The 18,107-nt window shown below is 49.5% G+C and carries 15 protein-coding genes; 12 read left to right on the forward strand and 3 right to left on the reverse strand.

Features of this window, described 5'->3' with window-relative positions; all coding sequences use genetic code 11:
- The first annotated feature begins 21 nt into the window (after nt 1-21).
- Nucleotides 22-1,164: an ABC transporter substrate-binding protein gene (locus ACTQ3A_RS09000; protein WP_441495298.1), complete on the forward strand. Its 1,143-nt coding sequence runs from the start codon at nt 22-24 to the stop codon at nt 1,162-1,164.
- A 123-nt stretch (nt 1,165-1,287) separates the two neighbouring features.
- On the opposite strand, the gene ACTQ3A_RS09005 is transcribed toward ACTQ3A_RS09000, so the two are convergent.
- On the reverse strand, nt 1,288-3,231 hold the full coding sequence (locus ACTQ3A_RS09005; protein ID WP_441494647.1) for a hypothetical protein: 1,944 nt from the start codon (nt 3,229-3,231) through the stop codon (nt 1,288-1,290).
- A 428-nt stretch (nt 3,232-3,659) separates the two neighbouring features.
- On the opposite strand from ACTQ3A_RS09005, the gene ACTQ3A_RS09010 reads away from it, so the two are divergent.
- The gene (locus tag ACTQ3A_RS09010) at nt 3,660-4,859 is read left to right on the forward strand and encodes an S-layer homology domain-containing protein (protein WP_441494648.1); all 1,200 of its coding nucleotides are present in this window, start codon (nt 3,660-3,662) and stop codon (nt 4,857-4,859) included.
- Between the two features lie 76 nt (nt 4,860-4,935).
- Here the strand turns inward: ACTQ3A_RS09010 and ACTQ3A_RS09015 are convergent, their stop codons facing one another.
- The gene (locus ACTQ3A_RS09015; RefSeq protein WP_441494649.1) at nt 4,936-5,805 is read right to left on the reverse strand and encodes a LytTR family transcriptional regulator DNA-binding domain-containing protein; all 870 of its coding nucleotides are present in this window, start codon (nt 5,803-5,805) and stop codon (nt 4,936-4,938) included.
- A 113-nt stretch (nt 5,806-5,918) separates the two neighbouring features.
- Entirely contained in the window at nt 5,919-7,052 is a 1,134-nt protein-coding gene (locus ACTQ3A_RS09020) for a cation diffusion facilitator family transporter (RefSeq protein ID WP_441494650.1), read from the reverse strand.
- 375 nt (nt 7,053-7,427) lie between these two features.
- On the opposite strand from ACTQ3A_RS09020, the gene ACTQ3A_RS09025 reads away from it, so the two are divergent.
- The 10 genes from ACTQ3A_RS09025 to ACTQ3A_RS09070 all read left to right on the forward strand — a co-directional run bounded on the left by ACTQ3A_RS09025 (nt 7,428) and on the right by ACTQ3A_RS09070 (nt 17,987).
- Nucleotides 7,428-7,616: a hypothetical protein gene (locus tag ACTQ3A_RS09025; RefSeq protein WP_441494651.1), complete on the forward strand. Its 189-nt coding sequence runs from the start codon at nt 7,428-7,430 to the stop codon at nt 7,614-7,616.
- Between the two features lie 5 nt (nt 7,617-7,621).
- On the forward strand, nt 7,622-7,963 hold the full coding sequence (gene cas2, locus ACTQ3A_RS09030) for a CRISPR-associated endonuclease Cas2 (protein ID WP_441494652.1): 342 nt from the start codon (nt 7,622-7,624) through the stop codon (nt 7,961-7,963).
- A gap of 39 nt (nt 7,964-8,002) precedes the next feature.
- Nucleotides 8,003-9,331, forward strand: coding sequence for a type III-A CRISPR-associated CARF protein Csm6 (gene csm6, locus ACTQ3A_RS09035; RefSeq protein ID WP_441494653.1), 1,329 nt, complete (start codon nt 8,003-8,005; stop codon nt 9,329-9,331).
- Nucleotides 9,332-9,482: 151 nt separating this feature from the next.
- Nucleotides 9,483-11,273 (forward strand): flavin reductase, encoded by a 1,791-nt coding sequence (locus tag ACTQ3A_RS09040; protein ID WP_441494654.1) that lies wholly within the window; start codon nt 9,483-9,485, stop codon nt 11,271-11,273.
- Between the two features lie 58 nt (nt 11,274-11,331).
- Nucleotides 11,332-11,727, forward strand: a complete 396-nt coding sequence (locus ACTQ3A_RS09045) for a pyridoxamine 5'-phosphate oxidase family protein (RefSeq protein ID WP_441099423.1) — start codon at nt 11,332-11,334, stop codon at nt 11,725-11,727.
- A gap of 12 nt (nt 11,728-11,739) precedes the next feature.
- Nucleotides 11,740-12,381: a trimeric intracellular cation channel family protein gene (locus tag ACTQ3A_RS09050; protein ID WP_441494655.1), complete on the forward strand. Its 642-nt coding sequence runs from the start codon at nt 11,740-11,742 to the stop codon at nt 12,379-12,381.
- Between the two features lie 169 nt (nt 12,382-12,550).
- On the forward strand, nt 12,551-13,528 hold the full coding sequence (locus tag ACTQ3A_RS09055; protein ID WP_441494656.1) for an aldo/keto reductase: 978 nt from the start codon (nt 12,551-12,553) through the stop codon (nt 13,526-13,528).
- A 268-nt stretch (nt 13,529-13,796) separates the two neighbouring features.
- Nucleotides 13,797-14,801 carry an ATPase P gene (locus ACTQ3A_RS09060; RefSeq protein WP_441494657.1) on the forward strand — a complete coding sequence of 335 codons (1,005 nt, stop codon included), beginning with the start codon at nt 13,797-13,799 and terminating at the stop codon, nt 14,799-14,801.
- Between the two features lie 421 nt (nt 14,802-15,222).
- The gene (locus tag ACTQ3A_RS09065; RefSeq protein WP_441099427.1) at nt 15,223-16,770 is read left to right on the forward strand and encodes a carbon starvation CstA family protein; all 1,548 of its coding nucleotides are present in this window, start codon (nt 15,223-15,225) and stop codon (nt 16,768-16,770) included.
- Between the two features lie 287 nt (nt 16,771-17,057).
- Complete coding sequence (locus ACTQ3A_RS09070) at nt 17,058-17,987, forward strand: AAA family ATPase (protein ID WP_441099428.1); 930 nt, start codon at nt 17,058-17,060, stop codon at nt 17,985-17,987.
- Nucleotides 17,988-18,107 lie beyond the last annotated feature (120 nt).

The following is an 18,107-nucleotide window of genomic DNA, read 5'->3' on the forward strand; positions in this document are numbered from 1 at the left end:
AAAGAAGGGACAGGGGTGATTATGCAAAATAAATTGTTATGCTATAGGCAGTACCACAAACGCAATAAGCATCGGGCTGCTTCATTCTGCGGGCTTCTGCTGGCTGCTCTCTGCGGCTTCACAGGCTGCGGCACGGAACACAACGAAGCGGTAAGCTCCCTCTCCTTTTCCCGGGATAACAGCACGATGCAGACTGTCGAAGATGACGGTCATACGATCACCATCGGTTTTGCACAGGTCGGTGAGGAGTCGGACTGGAGAAGAACAAATTCTGATTCCGTGCGTAATACCTTTACAACGGACAGAGGATATAATCTGCTGTTTGAGGATGCGCAGAACGATCCGGACGCACAGGTGAGTGCGGTCAGCCGGTTCATTCAGCAGGGTGTGGATTATATTGTCCTGGAACCAATTGTGAAAACGGGATGGGATAAGGTACTGGGAGATGTGCAAAAAGCAGGAATTCCTGTCATCGTTGCCGACAGGCAGCTGACATTGGAGGATGATTCGCTTTATACAGCCTGGGTCGGCTCCGATCCGGAACTGGAAGGGGATAAAGTATGTGCCTGGCTGCACGCTCTTGCAGAGAAAAGAGGACTGGATGAATCACAGTTTCGTGTTGGTATCATTCAGGGAACAATCGGGTCCAGTCCGCAGATTGGTCGTGAAAAAGCACTTCGCGAGGCGGCGTCGGACTATGGATGGTCGATCGTGGGTTCAGAAAGAGGTGAATTTACGCAGGCTAAGGGCAGAGAGGCAATGGATGCGCTGCTGGAAAAATATCCGGATCTGAATATTGTCTACTGCGACAACGACAATGAGGCTTACGGCGCGATTGAGGCACTGGAGGCCGCAGGGAAAACCATAGGAACAGACATCAATAACGGAGAGATCATGATTGTCGCATTCGACGCGGCGAAGAAGGCACTGTCGTATGTAAGAAAGGGACTCATTGCCTGTGACGGTGAGTGCAATCCTTTTCTCGGGCCGGAAATTGAGAAGGTGATCCTCGCTCTGGAAGAGGGAAAGAGTGTCGAGAAGATCCGGTATGTAGATGAAGGAATATATGCCGGAAACCAGGAGATTCACTCTGTAATTGTAGATGGGAAGACCTATCCTGTGACGCAGGTAACACAGGATCTTCTGGAGAAAAGAGTCTATTAAAGATTTGTTAATCCACACAGGACGCATAATATTGTGATCGGCTTTTACGGACCAGCGATACCGCTGGTCCGTTTATCCGATAAGGGCAATATCGTTCCGATCATCCGTAATTGGCGGTGCTGTTCATCCGGAATAGGCAATGCCGGTGAACATATTTTCAGCGTCGATGCCGTTTACTGTCTGCGGATAAGCGCCGCTATTGTCGACGCGGATGCGGACAATCCGGTTATCGGGTGTGAGGAAATCAACGCTGTCTGTCAGATTGGTCCGGTAATACTGGAGCACAGTACCGCCCGGTATCTCCGCCTGGCGGAAGGTCAGATTCTCCGGGGATCCGGACCGGTCGGAAGCAGTGTCGAGGGTGCGTGTTTCGCGCAGCACGATGTCATTCTCCGATACAGGCGCTGCAGTGTACCATGCGCTTCCGGCGACAGGGTTTCCGTCATCGTCGAGCCGGAAGAGATTTGCGCAGACAGTGGTTCCGAGAAGCTGCGATCTCGTGGACAGGAGAAAACGGTCGGGGTTCAGAAGAACATGATAGTAGAGCCCGCATGAATATTCAGCCGTCATGCCGCCATCGTCGGAACTGTCATGTGCAGCAGTATCCGTCGATGACGGATATGTCGAAGATTCGTGATTGGTCGAACCTGTATCATTCACAGAATCTGTATCATCCGGGGTCCAGACCATGTGCGGAGCAACGCCGTCGGATGAGGCGGACGGAAGTTCATAGAGGTGAACAGTTTCCCAGTCGTCTTCCTGATGTGTGTTGATGAGGAGAAAACGCCTCTCGCCGCGCGTGATCAGATAATAATCGGGTGCGTAATGGCCCGGGAGCTCAAAGGTTCTGGACTGTCCGTTCACCGAAATCGTTATATTTCTTGCCCCGGCTTCATAGCCTTCCTCAGTTGTTGCAGGATCAGACTCAACCTGAAAGCTGCTGAATCCGCGGCCGCTGTCGTCCGTAATGGTCATCGGCACGTATTCCGGAACGGCAACGGCATAGCTGTCGTCCGTCTCCGGTACGAAAGACGGATCAATGATGCCGGAGAGATCCGCATACCTGACAGAAGGTGTCTGGGCGCCGGATGCATAGGCTGTGATGTCTCCGGCGCTGAACCAGAAGGTGACGCCCTTCGGGTCGAGAGTAAATTGAAGACCGCCATAGCTGTCGGTATTGTTCATGATTTCTCGGATCAGTGAGGCGGTATCTCTTGAATCCGTTGCCGAGAAAAGAATGAGATCCGGGTACTGATCTGTGAGTGCGAAGGCTATGATGTTCGGCAACGCGTTCTTATCCGTGAAGACATCATCGATTTTCAGCTCGTTTCCGGTTGCAGGATCGTAATTGCAACCCCTGAGAATGACACTGCCGTGCGCGCCGTGGCTGTAGACATCCGTAAGCGACAGCACACTCAGCACGGATGCGTCCGCACGCTGGACATAGAGCTTCTCGTAATTATGGTAATACGGGTCACTGCCCTCCGGCGCAGGCTCCTCATCCTCGCTCTGTGCCATGACCCGCAGATCTTCGACGGCGCTGTCTGCCTTTGCTGCAACATCGCGGTTCAGGGTGTCTGCGGCGCGGCTGAGCAAAGATTTCGCCGCTGAGGAGAGATCGTCCGTGCCGGTCAGGGGGCCGCTGTAATCGGTCTCGTCAAATGACAGCTGCTGATAGGATGCATCTACCCAGGTCACATCCCCGTCCCAGACACCATTGAAAGTTGTTTCACAGACCAGCTGAAGATCGGAAACGGCCGCAGGGTTTGCAGACTGCCCGGAGACCGGGTCATAGACAGCGGATGGGTCACGGACAGCGGAAGGATCCTTCTCACTGCCACCTGTGGAAGAAGCGGAACAGGAAGACGATGCCGTGAGAGTTTCCGCGGAGGAAGCAGACAGAGCCTGTCGGCTGTCCGTGGAAGAGGCGTGAACAGGCTTCACACTTTTTGCGTCTGTGGAACTGCCGGCAGAAATGCCTGCCGGATCCTGCGCCGCGCCGCATCCTCCCATCACAAAGACAGCAGCAAGCATGCCGGATGTTATGACGTAAAACCATCTTCTCATTTCTTTCCCTCCTCCCGATTCAATCGTAAAATGTGCGACAGATTTTTCTTTTCTTTTATTCTATCAGACACTATAGCAATACGAAAGAAGGAAGTATTTTCATAACGCAAAATTTTCACATATCCTGGTGTCCGGTTTGTGAGGCGAGGAGGAAGCTAAGCTTCTGACAACATTTGCCGGGAATCTGGAATAACGGACAGAGGACAAGCTCTGATCCATGTGTGACACTTTTTCAGGAAGACAACAGCAATTGATAAAAACGAGAGTAAAAGATGAAGAAGTTTGACAGTTCCGGTAAAAATAACCAATTTTTTCATTCTATTTATGGTTATTATCGCTTTTTTTCTTATGTTATAATGTTATAAATCAATACAGAAACTATATCTGGCATATAACTTAGGTCATAGATCTCAAACAGGAGGGTATTTATGGAGAAATTAATTAAAAAAATTGAAGCGATAATTCTTACTATTGTATTCTTTTTTTCAATCCCCACCATTGTTTCAGCCAATGAACTGACTTTCTCAGACGTACCAACAAACGCATATTATTATGATTCTGTTAACTGGGCTGTAAGCAAGGGTATCACTTCCGGAACAGGAAACGGAAAATTTTCGCCTAATTCCCCTTGTACGAGGGGGCAGATGGCTGTTTTTCTCTGGCGAATGTCCGGATCACCCCAACCTATGAAAACTTCAGGATTCAGCGATATTTCTTCTGATCAGTGGGATGCAAAGGCAATTTCCTGGGCTGTTGAAAATGGTATTGCTTCGGGCGTAGGACATGGGAAATTTGATGACAAGTCTGCATGTACAAGAGGGCAGATGGCTGTCTTTCTCTGGAGAATTGCAGGTTCTCCTGACCCATCGAATCTAGTGGGTTTCTCTGATGTTTCTTCTACTCAATGGAATGCAAAAGCCATTTATTGGGCAAAAGAAAGCGGTATTACCAAGGGCATTGGAGCCGGAAAGTACGGTGAATCCCAGGCGTGTACCCGCTGTCAGATGGTTACCTTCCTTAAGAATAGTACAGTAGTTTCAAATAGGGCACCTGTAATTGTTGAGAGTGGTTATACTGTATTACCAGCTGATAGTTTGAGTAATGTTTACGCTACCTATGGCGTTAAAATACAAAATCCAAATGATTTGGATGTTCCATGCTTTTATAAATTACATGTAACCGTGCGTTCGGAGAATGGTGCGGTTGTGAGAACCTATGACGATTACATACCATACATTGCCCCTGGAGATACTGTCTACATGACTAACGATCTGCTGAGCTGCAATCAAGACAGCAATGTTACACTGGAGTTTTCTGTGAATGGAAACACCTTTAATTCCCAATTTGATGATTCTTTGGCAAAATCCACGGATTTTACAGTTTCAAATATTAATGAAACAACAGACTCAATCGGATACAATCATGTGACGGGAGAAATTATCAGCAACCTTGACACTCAAACAGATAATGTTGTAGTTGAGGTTCTGTACTATTACGGAGGAAAAATAGTCGGGGGAGCTTATACATATCTAGATTCTATATCTGCGCGCAGTGGGCAAACATTTGAAATAACCGAGTTCCAGGAAGTAACCCATGATAGTCTTTTAATTATGGCTTACGCGGACTAGATTTATCAAAACAAAATGTATTTTTTGAGTATTGCTCGGTTGAGTTAAAAACTCGGGATGGTTCGGGACGGGCGCTTCACCGGGGAACCTCCGGTTTCCAATTCAGGAGACGGTCGCGGAAGGCGGTGTATTTTTTCTCGGGCACCGGCAGAATGGTGCCGTCGGTCATTGTTATTTCGAAGCGCTTCAGGGAACGCACGTACAGCGGGTTGACCAGATAGCTCACGTGTGCGCGAAGAAGTGAGCCCGAGAAGCCCGACTCATAATACCGGAGCGGCTCAATGGATTTGTAGGTGCCGTCGAGGGCATGGATCAGAGAATGACGTCCGTTGTCCGTGCTTTCAATCCACAGAACCGTAGCGGAGTTGAAAAAGTATGTGATGATGTTGTCACCCTTTCCCATGACGCTTCGGAAGGAGAGCCCCGAATACCCGGTACCGGCGGCATCGATATGAGATTCGGAGGAGGAGCCGGCGTAGACTTTCGGGAGGACAGAGCGATTCTGAGCATTGCCGCTTTCAGGTGCCGCTGGCTCCTCCTCAATGATATTGGATATGTGGATCATGTAAACCCGGGGGATCAGTTCCCGGCTTCCGCTGTCAGTCTGCTCCCTCCGGCATCCCCAGGACATGTGCAGCCGCTGATGGTGACGGTCAACCTCACCGTTTTCAAAGTAGGTGTAGACGTCATATTCCAGCATGACCTCCAGGACATTTGTTCCGATGGAGACACTGTGTTCCGTGATATTTCCCATGGAAAAGGTCGGATGCTGATCCACGGAACGCCATGTGCGGATTATCGTTTCTCTGCCGCGCAGGATCTGGTCTTTCCTGGGACCGAACCACAGCACATCCTCGGCGAGGCAATCAAAGAAGGGTTCGAGATTGTTCTTGTAATATTCGGTGATGATGGATATCGACCGCTGAATCAGTTCCTGTCTTTTCATCCTGGTTCTCCTCCTTTTATGGCGTGAGAGCGGTTCTCTGCTCATCTGTTTTCTGTGACAGCGTTTCGCACGAATCAGGGGAGTGATTTTACCTGAAGGATTTCACAGGTGCCTTATTTTTTAGCGGGGAGCATTCCAAAATCGGTGTCGAGCGATACTTGAACGGAGTATTCCGGGTATCTTTCGGCGGTTTCACTGCGGATTTGGTCTTTTACCTGCATGCGGTCGGGCGCGTCGAAGCTCACGACAGTGTCAAAGCGGATTTTCTTCTCGTCCGGATCCAGATAGAAACCGTGCACCTGTTCGACATAGGGATGGCTCATGGCGTGAGCGGTGATATCCTCGCGGATCCGGATGACTTCAGGATCTGTCGTGTTCTGCGTATAGATACCGATGCCGGTCAGGAATACGCCGTGCTTTTGATATACACGCTGTGTGATTCTGCGTGTGATCTTGTCCAGCTCGACCACTGAGAGAGTATCCGGGATTGCGATATGAACCGAACCGGTGTGACGTCCCGGACCATAATTGTTGAGGGACATATCATATGCGCCAAGGACCTGTTCTTCTTCGAGGATCGTTCTTTCGACGTCCTGAGCCAGTTCTTCTTCCATTCTCTCGCCGAGCATGGAGGACAGCATATCCCGCATCATGATCAGACCTCCGAACAGAATGTCCGCCGAAATCACGATGGCAAGCCAGGACTCAATGGAGACATGGAAAACTGTATAAACCAGCATTCCGGCGACGGTTACCAGAGACAGCAGAGAATGCTTGAGCTCGGATTTTCCGGTCTGTGTGAGAGCTCTGGAGTCTGTGTGCTGACCGGTGTGAATATCATGGCGCCCCACAACAATTCGTGCGATCATGCTGATGATAATAATCGAGAAGGAATAAACGGTGAAGCGAGGGCGCGACGGATGCAGGACGGACTGAATGCCGCCGAGAATACCGGTGATTCCCGCATAGGCTGTCAGGCCGGCAATGAGAAGTCCGCTGAGATACTCCACTCTTCCATACCCGAAGGGGTGCTTGCGGTCTGCGGGCTTTCCGGCAAGTCTGGCGCCGAGAACCGTGATCACAGCATTGCTTGCTTCGGTGATATGGCTCAGGCCGTCGAGGATCATGGAAACAGATCCGGAAAAGACACCCTCAAGAGCCTCGAGCAGTGCCAGGACGACACTGACAAGGATGGCTGTGCGTCCGACGCGGACGATTTCCCGGGTTCTTGTGTTCTGATGGGTCATATATAAAAACGCTCCATTTCTTTTTCTTACTATTTTCTTTTCCAAATTAGTTCTTTCCTACTATAGCATCTTGAAAATTATCGCGCTATCTGTTTTTTCGTCAACGAGTTATATCGTGACGCCTTCGACGGCAAAAATGCAGAGCAGCGAGCAATCCGAAGCCAATACGGCATGTAGTGCCCCATCTGCGGGGCATGGCCTTCACTGCATGGATGTCTCTTTGAAAAGTCGTGTATAAAGTGGCAGATCATGGCAAAAAGGCATGTAAATAAATGGCAGATTATGGTAAAAAGTCGTGTAAAAAATGTGATAGACGGTTGAAATGAGGTATCTATTGATGATTTTTCGATAGACGAAGAGACCGGTGCAGTGATAATGGGAAAGGAAATTCTGCGCAAGTTCGTAAGGGAACTGGAGGAGAAAATGATGAAAGATATGAGCTACCTGTCATATCTGGACAACCCTGTCAGTTTTCGACGGGGAATCTGGTGGCAGGTGAAGAGCATTGCACATTGCGTGGAAGAAGGGGACTTTTCTTCTTATGAGCCGTTAAGGATCAGGTGAAACGTATGATCAGAGAAGCAGAATCAGAAGATGTACCAGAATATAATGAAGAATTGTTCGAGACCAGTCGAGAGGTTAAGTATATTGTGCTGATTATTTATGATATCAGTGACAATAAACACCGGTTGAAAATCTCCAAATATTTAAATTCGTTTGGACAACGAGTTCAGAAGTCCTGCTTTGAAGCCAGATTAAATAAAAACCAATACAGAAGGTTGATTGAAGGTTTAAAGAAGAAGCTTAAGGAGGATGACAATGTAAGAGTATATAAGATACTGGGACAAGAAGAGATCGAGACATTCGGAAATAAGGACTATGAAGAGCTGGAAGATGTTATCATAATCTGAGAATAAAAATTCAGCTACATCTTAAAAAGGAAAAAACATATGAATCAGACTATTCTTTTTTCGCCAGTTGGGGGAACGGATCCTATTTCATGGAATAACGGCAGAGATGGGTCGATGCTTCATATATGTCGTTGTTATAAACCAGATAAAGTGATTCTGTATATGTCAAAGGAAATGATGGACTTTCAGGCGAAGGATGATCGATACCGCTATTGCCTTCGACAGCTTCAAAAGCTGCAGAATCATGAGATAGAAATTGAGGAATGTGAGCGGCCGGATCTGGTGAATGTTCAGGATTTTGATTTTTTCTATCATGATTTTCGAAAATTACTGTTGAATATTACAGAGAAAATGGATACAAGTGATCGTCTGCTATTAAATGTTTCGTCAGGTACACCTGCGATGAAGAGCTGTCTGCAGGTGCTGGCCAATCTGGGAGAAATACGATGTATCGCTATTCAGGTAAGTACACCTGTTCGTAAAATCAATAATCATACCAGGGATGGATATGATGTAAAACTTGCATGGGATGTTGATGAAGATAATCAGAACAATTATGAAAACCGATGCAGGGAGATTCATAGTCCGGGGCTTATTCGACTGAAGCAGGAGGAAATTATCAAAAAGCTTGTCAGAGAATATGATTATCAGGCGGCAGTGGTTGTAGCAGACGAAATTGTTGATGGAAGCGCAGAACGCTACCGCAGTTTGCTTGATATGGCGGTTAACAGAATACTTCTGAATCTTCCGGCTGCAAACAAAATAGATCGAGAGGAGAAGAACAACTGCATTCCGATAAAGCGGGACAGGGACGAGATATTGTTTGAATATGCCCTGTCACTTGACATCAGACGGCGAAAAGGAGAGTATGCGGATTTTGTCAGAGCAATTTCGCCGCTCATTACAGGGCTGTTTGAAAATATATTAAAGAATCGTTGTCATGTAGATGTAGAGAAATACATTCGGACAGATAAAGCTGGAATAAGGCGGTGGGATAGAGACAGGCTGGCTGATTCAGGGGTCATGGATGTATTGAATGAAGGGTATTCAGCGGGATTTCAGTGTGGGTTTGTAAAATCAGATCACTTTGTAAAGCTGCTCGATCATTTTAGAGACACTGATCAGAAAATGGTAGAGCTCGTTGATTCCATCCGCAAGATTGAAGAAGATGTCCGCAATAAGGCGGCACATGAAATGGTTTCGATTACGGACGAAAATATCGTCCGATACACCGGTTTCAGTGCAGAGGGGATTATGGAAAAGTTGAAGAATCTCTTTAAATATTCCTCTATTGATGTAAAACCTGAATACTGGAATTCGTATGATCAAATGAATGAGGTGATTCTAAACAGGATTTCTGCATCTTAAGCATCGGCAGCATCCTATGGAAACAGAATTTTTCGTTCGTGAGATTGTATTCTTCCGGTGGAAAAACCTTGCTTTCTATAGTATGATAAAAAATGAACGAAGTTATATATGTACTGGAATTTTGCATTCTGAATAAAGGAGGCTTACTGAAATGAGGGTTACAGAGGACATCCGCTACATCGGAGTCAATGACCACAAGATTGACCTTTTCGAGGGGCAGTATAAAGTTCCCCACGGAATGTCTTACAATTCATATGTTATCATGGATGAGAAGATTGCGGTCATGGACACTGTGGATATCAAGTTCACGCATGAGTGGCTGGACAATCTGGCGGAGGTGCTGGGAGAGCGCAAGCCGGATTACCTGATTGTACAGCATATGGAGCCGGATCATTCCGCGAACATCATGAATTTCATGAAGATTTATCCGGACACCGTTATCGTGGCGAACAAGAAGACGTTCGCGATGATGAATCAGTTCTTTGACATGGATCCGTCCATTCACACGGAAGAAGTGGAAAACGGGGGAACGCTCTGCCTTGGAAAGCACACTCTGACCTTTGTGTTTGCGCCGATGGTACACTGGCCGGAGGTTATGGTCACCTATGACAGTACGGATAAGGTTCTGTTCTCTGCTGACGGCTTCGGCAAATTCGGTGCTCTCGATGAGGAGGAGCCGTGGGATGATGAAAGCCGCCGCTATTACATTGGTATTGTCGGAAAATATGGCGCGCAGGTTCAGAAGCTTCTGAAGACTGCTGCGACGCTGGACATCCAGATGATCTGCCCGCTTCACGGACCGGTTCTGTCGGAGAATCTGGGACATTATATTGATCTGTATGACAAGTGGTCTTCCTATACACCGGAGGAAGAGGGAATCGTAATCGCGTTCACTTCCGTCTATGGACACACCAGAGCCGCGGTGGAGCAGCTGGCCGAGATGCTTCGTGAGGGCGGTGCGCCGAAGGTTGTGGTTCACGATCTGGCGAGAACAGATATGTCTCTTGCCGTTGCGGATGCGTTCCGTTACAGCAAGCTGGTTCTGGCGACGACGACTTACAATGCGGAGCTCTTCCCGTTCATGCGTCAGTTCATTGATCATCTGACCGAGAGAAATTTCCAGAACCGCACGGTTGCCTTTATCGAGAACGGAACCTGGTCTCCGCTTGCGCTGAAGCTGATGAAGGAGAAGCTGGCTGGCTGCAAGAAGATGACATATGTCAATACCAGTGTCACGATCCATTCCGCACTGAAGGCGGACAGCAAGGATGCGCTGAAGAAGATGGCGGAGGAGCTGACGATGGATTATAAGGCTCTGTCTACGGAAAAAGCAGCGAAGAATGATATGACCGCTTTGTTCCGGATCGGATACGGCCTGTATGTAATCACCACCAACGACGGCAAGAAGGATAACGGAATGATCTGCAATACGGTGACGCAGCTGACAGATACGCCGAACCGGATTGCCGTAAATATCAACAAGAGAAACTACACCTATCACGTGATCAAACAGACAGGAAAGCTGAATGTGAACTGTCTGTCTGTGGAGGCACCGTTCTCCGTTTTTGAGCGTTACGGATTCCAGAGCGGACGGGCTGCCGACAAGTTTGAGGGAGTTGAGGAGTTCCGCTCCGACAATGGACTGCGGATTCTGCCCCGCTATATTAACGCGGTGATGTCTCTGGAAGTGGAGTCTTATGTGGATCTGGATACGCACGGTATGTTCATCTGCACCGTTTCGGAGGCCCGTGTGCTGTCGGACAAGGATACGATGACCTATACCTACTATCAGAAGAATGTAAAGCCGAAGCCGAAGACAGAAGGCAAGAAGGGCTGGGTATGTACCGTCTGCGGCTATGTCTATGAGGGAGAGGAGCTCCCGCCGGATTTCATCTGCCCGATCTGCAAGCACGGAGCTGCGGATTTTGAACCGATCGGATAAATCGAATAATCCGTACGGAAACATAACAGATTGATTCCAGGCAAAAGAGAGGTACAGAATGGAAGAAGTATTCGAATTTTTAAAGAATGCCGGAACCTGGTATCTGGCGACCGTGGATGATGAGGGAAATCCTCAGGTGCGTCCGTTCGGGGCGCAGAATATCTTTGAGGGAAAGCTGTATATTCAGACCGGACTGAAGAAGAACGTGGCGAAGCAGCTGCTGGCGCATCCGCATATCGCAATCAGTGGAATGGCCAAGGGCAAGTGGATCCGCCTGAATGCGGAGGCGGTTTATGACGAGAGGATAGAGGCGCAGCAGGCGATGCTTGACGCAAATCCGGAGCTGAAGGATATGTATGCGGCCGGAGACGGCAATACCGCTGTTTTTTATCTGAAGAACGCAGCCGCGTCGATCTGCAGCTTTACTGAAGATCCGGTAACGGTAACGTTCTGATTTTCATGACAGATGGCAAGGGATTTTATCTATGTCATGGACCTGCTGGGAACGTGCGCCTTTGCGATTTCGGGGGCGATGACGGCGATTCAGCAGGGGTTGGATCTCTTTGGCATCATGATTCTGGCTCTGACGACAGCGGCCGGTGGGGGCTTTATCCGTGATCTTACGATCGGGAATCTCCCGCCGGTGGTGTTCCGGGATCCGGTCTATATCATTCTTTCCTTTGCGACTGCAGGCGTTGTCTTCGCCGTGTTAAAGCTTCAGAGGCGACGGCTTCATCTGGAACGGCTGAAGAGCATTTATGAGCGGGCGCTGCTGATCTCGGATACCCTGGGATTGGCAGCGTTTACGATTGATGGTGTCTCGGCGGGACGGTCTCTGACGCAGACGAATCTCTTCCTTTCCGTTTTTCTCGGGGTGGTTACCGGGATCGGGGGAGGAATACTCCGGGATCTGTTTGCGGGAAAAAAACCCTATGTCTTTGTGCGGCATGTATATGCGCTGGCTTCTGTAGCAGGTGCTGTGGCTGCCTATCTTCTTCCGCGCTGGATCGATTTCAGCATGGCGATGATGATCAGCTTCGGGATTATTGTACTGCTTCGCTACCTGGCAGCACATTTTCGTTGGGACCTTCCAAGAATTTCCGGGTGAGGAAGCGGACAGAATGACAAGGCTGTGTATATTTGCGGCGCCGCAGATGGAACGTCTGTGACCGGAGCAAGGAAGCGGCATGGCGGCAATGTAAGGTAGATGGAATATTGTGAGGAAAGATTTTTCTGCAGAACAGATTTTCAGGGCATCGAAGGAGCGGGGATCAGAGATGGCAGAGATGATGTATGGGGACATTCCCGGTATAAATAAGAAGGTGTCGAGGATTTTTTTTGGAACAGCCGGAGATACCTTTTTGAAAGGGCTGGACAATAACGCGCTTCTCGACGCGGTTTTTGATGCGGGAGTGAATGCTTTTGATACGGCGCGGCAGTATATGGATTCGGAGAAATCTCTGGGAAAATGGATTTCCGCCAGAGGAAATCGTGACCGGATTGTTCTTCTGAGCAAGTGCGGGCATCCAGGCCCGGGCGGAAGGAAGAGGATCAACGAGAGGGAGATCCGGAAGGATTTTGAGAAATCAAGCCGGTATCTGTGCACGGATTATATTGATATCTACCTGCTGCACAGGGACGATCCGGATGTGGAGGCCGGCGTGATTGTAGAGATCATGAACGGCTTGAAGGCGGAAGGGAAGATCGGAGTTTTCGGAGGATCGAACTGGACGCACCGGAGAATAGAGGAAGCGAATGAGTACGCTTATAAGCATGGCCTGGTTCCGTTTTCTGTCTCCAGCCCGAATTTTGGGCTGGCAGATCAGGTGGCGGATCCGTGGGGCGGCGGCTGCGTTACGATTTCCGGTCCGTCAAATGAGGAGGCGCGAAGCTGGTACCGCAGAACACAGATGCCTGTCATCGCGTATTCCAGCCTTGGACGCGGTCTTTTCTCGGGAAGGGTACATGCGGACGCGCCGGAGAAGGCGGGGGAAATTATGGATACGGTGGCGATGAAGGGTTACTGGTGTCCGGATAACCTGGAGCGGCTCCGCAGATGTGAGAAGCTGGCGGAGAGAAAGCACTGCACCGTGCCTCAGATCGCGATGGCGTGGATCTTCCGGCAGAAGATCAATGCCTTTGCCGTAGTAAGCACCCGGAAAATATCGAGAATGCAGGAGAACATAGAAGCGCTTCACATCGATCTCACGGAGGATGAGGTTCTGTACCTGGATCTGAGAAGTAAGGATGTCTGATCCCTTGTGATGCTTCTAAACAGCGCGACAAACGGGGTTCGCTGCAGATCGTTTTGTGAGGATCCGGTTTGGGCTGCAATTTTCAAAATACAAAAGCTATATCAGATACAGACCGCCTGATAAAATACAAAAATTTTATCAGATACAGACCGCCTGCGTTGAGCGGATCAGGTGATGGGAGAAGAAGCAAGTCTGTTACCGCCGTATGTAATGAAACATCGGGAATGTTTTGTGCGGTTTGGGTGATGGAGGATGAGAGGGATAGAAAATGCGTGGACCAAAGCCACTGAGCACAGTAACAATTGATCCGGAGGAAATCCGGGCGGACCGCAGGAAGAGCAGGAGGTTTGATCAGTGCGGCCTGGGAGAGAAAGCGATTTACATCGGAGGATGGCTGACTCCGAGAAAGTTTTATGTGCCGTATTCTCAGGTGACCCATGTGTTCAAAAGAGTGGCGGTCAGCAAGGGCAGTGGGAAGGCGTTTCTCACGCCGATTCTGTATCTCGTAGTCCGTTACGATGATGGAAAGGAGAAGCAGTGCAGTTTCCGGTACCTGAATGAAGCCGATGAGATGCTCACGGAGCTGGAACGAACCCACCCGGAGATTTCTCTGAAAAAGCCCGGAAGTGAGGCGGCAGATAGGGAAAAGGAGGAGAGACGTCGGAGGCTGGATTCGGTCGTTCTGGAGGGAGAAGCGGCACGCGCGGCGCGGAAGCTGGAAAACGCGAAGGAAATTCTGAATAAGAGACCGGCGCTTTACAAGGAGCTGATCGCAAGAGCCAGGATCAAGAGAAGCTGTGATCTGATCCGTCCGGGCTGGCAGGCCCTGGCTGCGGTGATCCTTGCCGCGGGCATCTGCTGCATTGTCGGTTCCCTGGCCGGTCTTCGTGCCGGGCTCCCGAAAATGACCGCAATCATGCTGATTCTGATCGGCGCGGCAGCAGTTCTGATGATGGTGAACAGCAGAATTCTTCCCACGCCGGGCAGGAACCGGAGATCAGCGGAACGGGCGTGGGAGAAGGCACTCGACAATATGCAGCACCACATCAACAGCTATCCGGGGTTTCCGCTTCCTGCCTGTTATTGCCATCCGGCTGTCTGTGACCGGATGATCCGCATCCTGAAGGAAGAGCGGGCTGCTGATCTGGATGGCGCGCTGGCGGTTCTGAAGGAGGACCTGAAGCAGATGGATCACACCGTACAGCTGGACAGACAGGATTATGATGAGGTCGTGCGGATCAAGCCGCTCTTCCTTGTCAGCGATTACCGGTGAGAGTACGGCGATTTTGTTTGGCGGTTTTTCGATGATTTTCTGACCGGCGGGATCGCCGGTGTGGTACAGCGATATAGGTAAATATAAGGATATATGCATTGTGCAGCCCCGGGGACGATTGTGTGTAAGTAATCGTTTTCGGGGCTGATTGCGTGCAAATTATTGCAGAGAAAAACGTTTTCGAAACAAAATAATTTTTTCTGTAACGAAAACAATAATAAAAATTTCGGTGTTTTCGTGAGTTCTGCCGTCAAGACCAAAAAATCAGCAGAAATAACCTGTTTCAGACAAAAAATTATCGAAAATAAAAAAACTATAAAAAAATGATTATTTTTTGATGAAAAGCAGGTATAATAAAAAGTAATTATATATCCCACGGCGTTAAGGATCAGCGGACCGTGGGAGGAAAAGGAGATACGCTATGATCACATTTATCATCGGTCTCGTAATCCTTTTCGTAGGCGGCGCACTCTACGGAAAGCTTTGCGAGACAGTCTTCGGCCCGGATGACCGTGAGACACCGGCTTACGCAAAACAGGACGGTGTGGATTACGTTCCAATGAAGACCTGGAGAAATTCTTTAATTAACCTTCTGAATATCGCAGGTACCGGACCAATCCTGGGACCGATTCAGGGTATTCTGTTCGGACCGATCGCATTCCTTGCGATCCCGATCGGAAACGTCATCGGCGGTTCGATGCACGACTATTTTTCCGGTATGATCTGCACCCGTGACGGCGGTACACAGATGCCGGATTTTGTGAAGAACTACACAAATAAGGCTGTGTTCTGGCTGTATGATGTATTCATCTGCCTGCTGCTGCTTCTGGTCGGCGCGGTATTCATCTATACGCCGGGCGACATCGCCACAACACAGATTTTCGGATGGAGCGGCGCTCCGACCGATCCGACAACCTGGATTGTGTATGCGATAATCTTTGTTTACTATCTGATTGCCACGGTATTCCCGATCGATAAAATCATCGGACGGATTTACCCGATTTTCGGTATGATTCTGGTATTTTCTGCAGTTGGTATTTTCATCGCGATTTTCGCGAGAAGCTATCCGCTGACAGAGCTGTGGGGCAGCTGGAATACAGCGGTGAACGGCGCTGGATTTGATTATGCTTCTTACTTCAGTGCCGGTCATTTCATCCCGATCTTCTTCGTTACGGTTGCCTGCGGTATTCTGTCCGGCTTCCATTCGACACAGACCGCATTGATCTCCCGTACCATCGAGAGCGAGAAGGAAGGCCGCATGACCTTCTACAACATGATGGTTGTAGAGGGATTCATCGCGATGTGCTGGGCAGCCGGCGCAATGGCTATGATCAACCTTGGCGCGGCAAACGGCGGCGTTACCATGCAGCAGGTTGACGGCGTTTGGTCATTCTTCGGAATGGTCAACGGCGAGCTTACAAAGATCAGCGCGACCTCAGTGGTAGGTGTGCTCTGCAAGAATGCCCTTGGTCCGGTAGGCGGAATCATCGCTCTGATCGGAGTTATTGTACTTCCGATCACTTCCGGCGATACCGCTCTGCGTGCTCTGCGTCTGACTCTTTCCGATACCTTCCATCTGAAACAGGACAGCAATGCAAAGCGTATCGGACTGGCAATTCCGGTATTTGCTCTGGTTGCAGTCATCCTTGTATGGGCAAAGTTCGATGCGAACGGCTTCAACATTCTTTGGAGATATTTCGCATGGTCCAACCAGATGATCTCTCTGTTTGCACTTGCCGGCATCGGCGCATGGATGTGTGTCAACAAAAAAGCAAAGTTCGTGTGGATGCCTCTGATTCCGGCGGCGTTCTATGCATTCGTTACATCCTCGTTCATTCTGAACGCAAAGATCGGCTTCAATCTTCCGTGGCCGGCGGCATACGGAGTTGCGGCGGCATTTACAATTGTTTATCTTGTTGTTATTCTGATGAATGGCAAAAAGAAAGCTGGCGAGAGAGCGGCAGCATAAATCGTAACACAGGCCATTCCGGATGGATGGAATGGATGAATCTGCAAGCTGCTGTGCGTGACAACTGAATATGACAGGAGGGGGACAGCCATCAGCCATCTGTGCGGGCTGTCTCCTTTTTGATATAATAATGCGGTGGTATTCATGCGGCGGTGGATTTATTCTGAGGGATTCATGCGGTGGTGTATTTATGCGGTGGTATTCATGCAGCGGCAGTGGATTTCCGTGTGCCTTGAAGGCCGTGCATGGACAGCGAACTGGAATAGGAAAAAAGGAGCGTTAATCAGATGGGTGATACGGAAATGATCAGTTTTTTGAAAAAGGAGGGGATTTCGGACCGGATACTTTCGGAGGTCGAATCCTTCCGTTCTTACTATAAGCTGAATCCGGGAATGGAACGGAGGATACCGGATCCGATGTACCATTACTACGGAGCGGATGTGTGGGAAAAAGCACTGTCTGCGCTGCTGGTCGGCGAGCATCTGCTTCTGTCCGGTCCGAAGGCTACCGGAAAAAACGTTCTGGCGCAGGATCTGGCCGCGGTTTTCGGGAGACCGGAGTGGGATATTTCTCTTTATATCAATACAGATGCCGCTTCGCTGATTGGAACGGATACGTTTGAGAACGGCGCGGTTCGCTTGCGGAAGGGACCGATTCTGCGGGTGGCAGAGGAGGGCGGTTTCGGCGTTCTTGATGAGATCAATATGGCAAAAAATGAATCGCTGGCTGTTCTTCACGCCGTTCTGGATTTCCGCCGGGTCATCGATGTTCCGGGATACGACCGCATCTGCCTGAATGAGGCTTCGCGGTTTATCGGGACCATGAACTACGGGTACGCTGGAACCCGTGAGGTCAATGAGGCACTCGCCTCGCGGTTCCTGATCATTCAGATGCCTGTCATCAGTGAGGAGAATCTGAAAAAATTGATTCGCGACAAGTACCCGGATATCCGGGAGGAGTACGCGGAGCAGTTTTCGCAGCTGTTCCATGACATTCGCAGAAAGTGTGAGGGAGGCGAGATTTCCACAAAGGCGCTGGATCTGCGCGGGCTGATGGCATCGATCAATCTGATCCGCCACGGCCTCGGCGTCATCGACGCCATTGAGCTGGGAATCATCAACAAATGCTTTGATGACTATGAGCGGCAGCTCGTCAAGGATATGATTACCGTGCGTTTTCCGGGAGATCTCGGGAGAGATAAAATCTTTTGCGACTGAGTACAGCTGCCTGCGCAGCGGGCAGCGCGTGTCGGAATTTGACGGGAACGGATCTTCAGGCAGCTTGTGTTGGAATTTGACGGGAAGAGATCTGCAGGCGGCTTGTTCCGTCTGTCAGAT

The sequence above is a fragment of the Bilifractor sp. LCP21S3_F8 genome (assembly GCF_052117805.1).
Taxonomy (GTDB): Bacteria; Bacillota; Clostridia; order Lachnospirales; family Lachnospiraceae; genus Bilifractor.

Bases quoted from the DNA above. Each gene is read 5' to 3' on its own strand.
- ACTQ3A_RS09050 (WP_441494655.1), top strand. From the start codon at position 11,740: ATGGCAAGGGATTTTATCTATGTCATGGACCTGCTGGGAACGTGCGCC.
- ACTQ3A_RS09045 (WP_441099423.1), top strand. From the start codon at position 11,332: ATGGAAGAAGTATTCGAATTTTTAAAGAATGCCGGAACCTGGTATCTG.
- ACTQ3A_RS09025 (WP_441494651.1), top strand. From the start codon at position 7,428: ATGGGAAAGGAAATTCTGCGCAAGTTCGTAAGGGAACTGGAGGAGAAA.
- ACTQ3A_RS09010 (WP_441494648.1), top strand. From the start codon at position 3,660: ATGGAGAAATTAATTAAAAAAATTGAAGCGATAATTCTTACTATTGTA.
- cas2 (WP_441494652.1), top strand. From the start codon at position 7,622: ATGATCAGAGAAGCAGAATCAGAAGATGTACCAGAATATAATGAAGAA.
- ACTQ3A_RS09070 (WP_441099428.1), top strand. From the start codon at position 17,058: ATGGGTGATACGGAAATGATCAGTTTTTTGAAAAAGGAGGGGATTTCG.
- ACTQ3A_RS09000 (WP_441495298.1), top strand. From the start codon at position 22: ATGCAAAATAAATTGTTATGCTATAGGCAGTACCACAAACGCAATAAG.
- ACTQ3A_RS09020 (WP_441494650.1), bottom strand. From the start codon at position 7,052: ATGACCCATCAGAACACAAGAACCCGGGAAATCGTCCGCGTCGGACGC.
- ACTQ3A_RS09040 (WP_441494654.1), top strand. From the start codon at position 9,483: ATGAGGGTTACAGAGGACATCCGCTACATCGGAGTCAATGACCACAAG.
- ACTQ3A_RS09005 (WP_441494647.1), bottom strand. From the start codon at position 3,231: ATGAGAAGATGGTTTTACGTCATAACATCCGGCATGCTTGCTGCTGTC.
- csm6 (WP_441494653.1), top strand. From the start codon at position 8,003: ATGAATCAGACTATTCTTTTTTCGCCAGTTGGGGGAACGGATCCTATT.
- ACTQ3A_RS09060 (WP_441494657.1), top strand. From the start codon at position 13,797: ATGCGTGGACCAAAGCCACTGAGCACAGTAACAATTGATCCGGAGGAA.
- ACTQ3A_RS09065 (WP_441099427.1), top strand. From the start codon at position 15,223: ATGATCACATTTATCATCGGTCTCGTAATCCTTTTCGTAGGCGGCGCA.
- ACTQ3A_RS09015 (WP_441494649.1), bottom strand. From the start codon at position 5,805: ATGAAAAGACAGGAACTGATTCAGCGGTCGATATCCATCATCACCGAA.
- ACTQ3A_RS09055 (WP_441494656.1), top strand. From the start codon at position 12,551: ATGGCAGAGATGATGTATGGGGACATTCCCGGTATAAATAAGAAGGTG.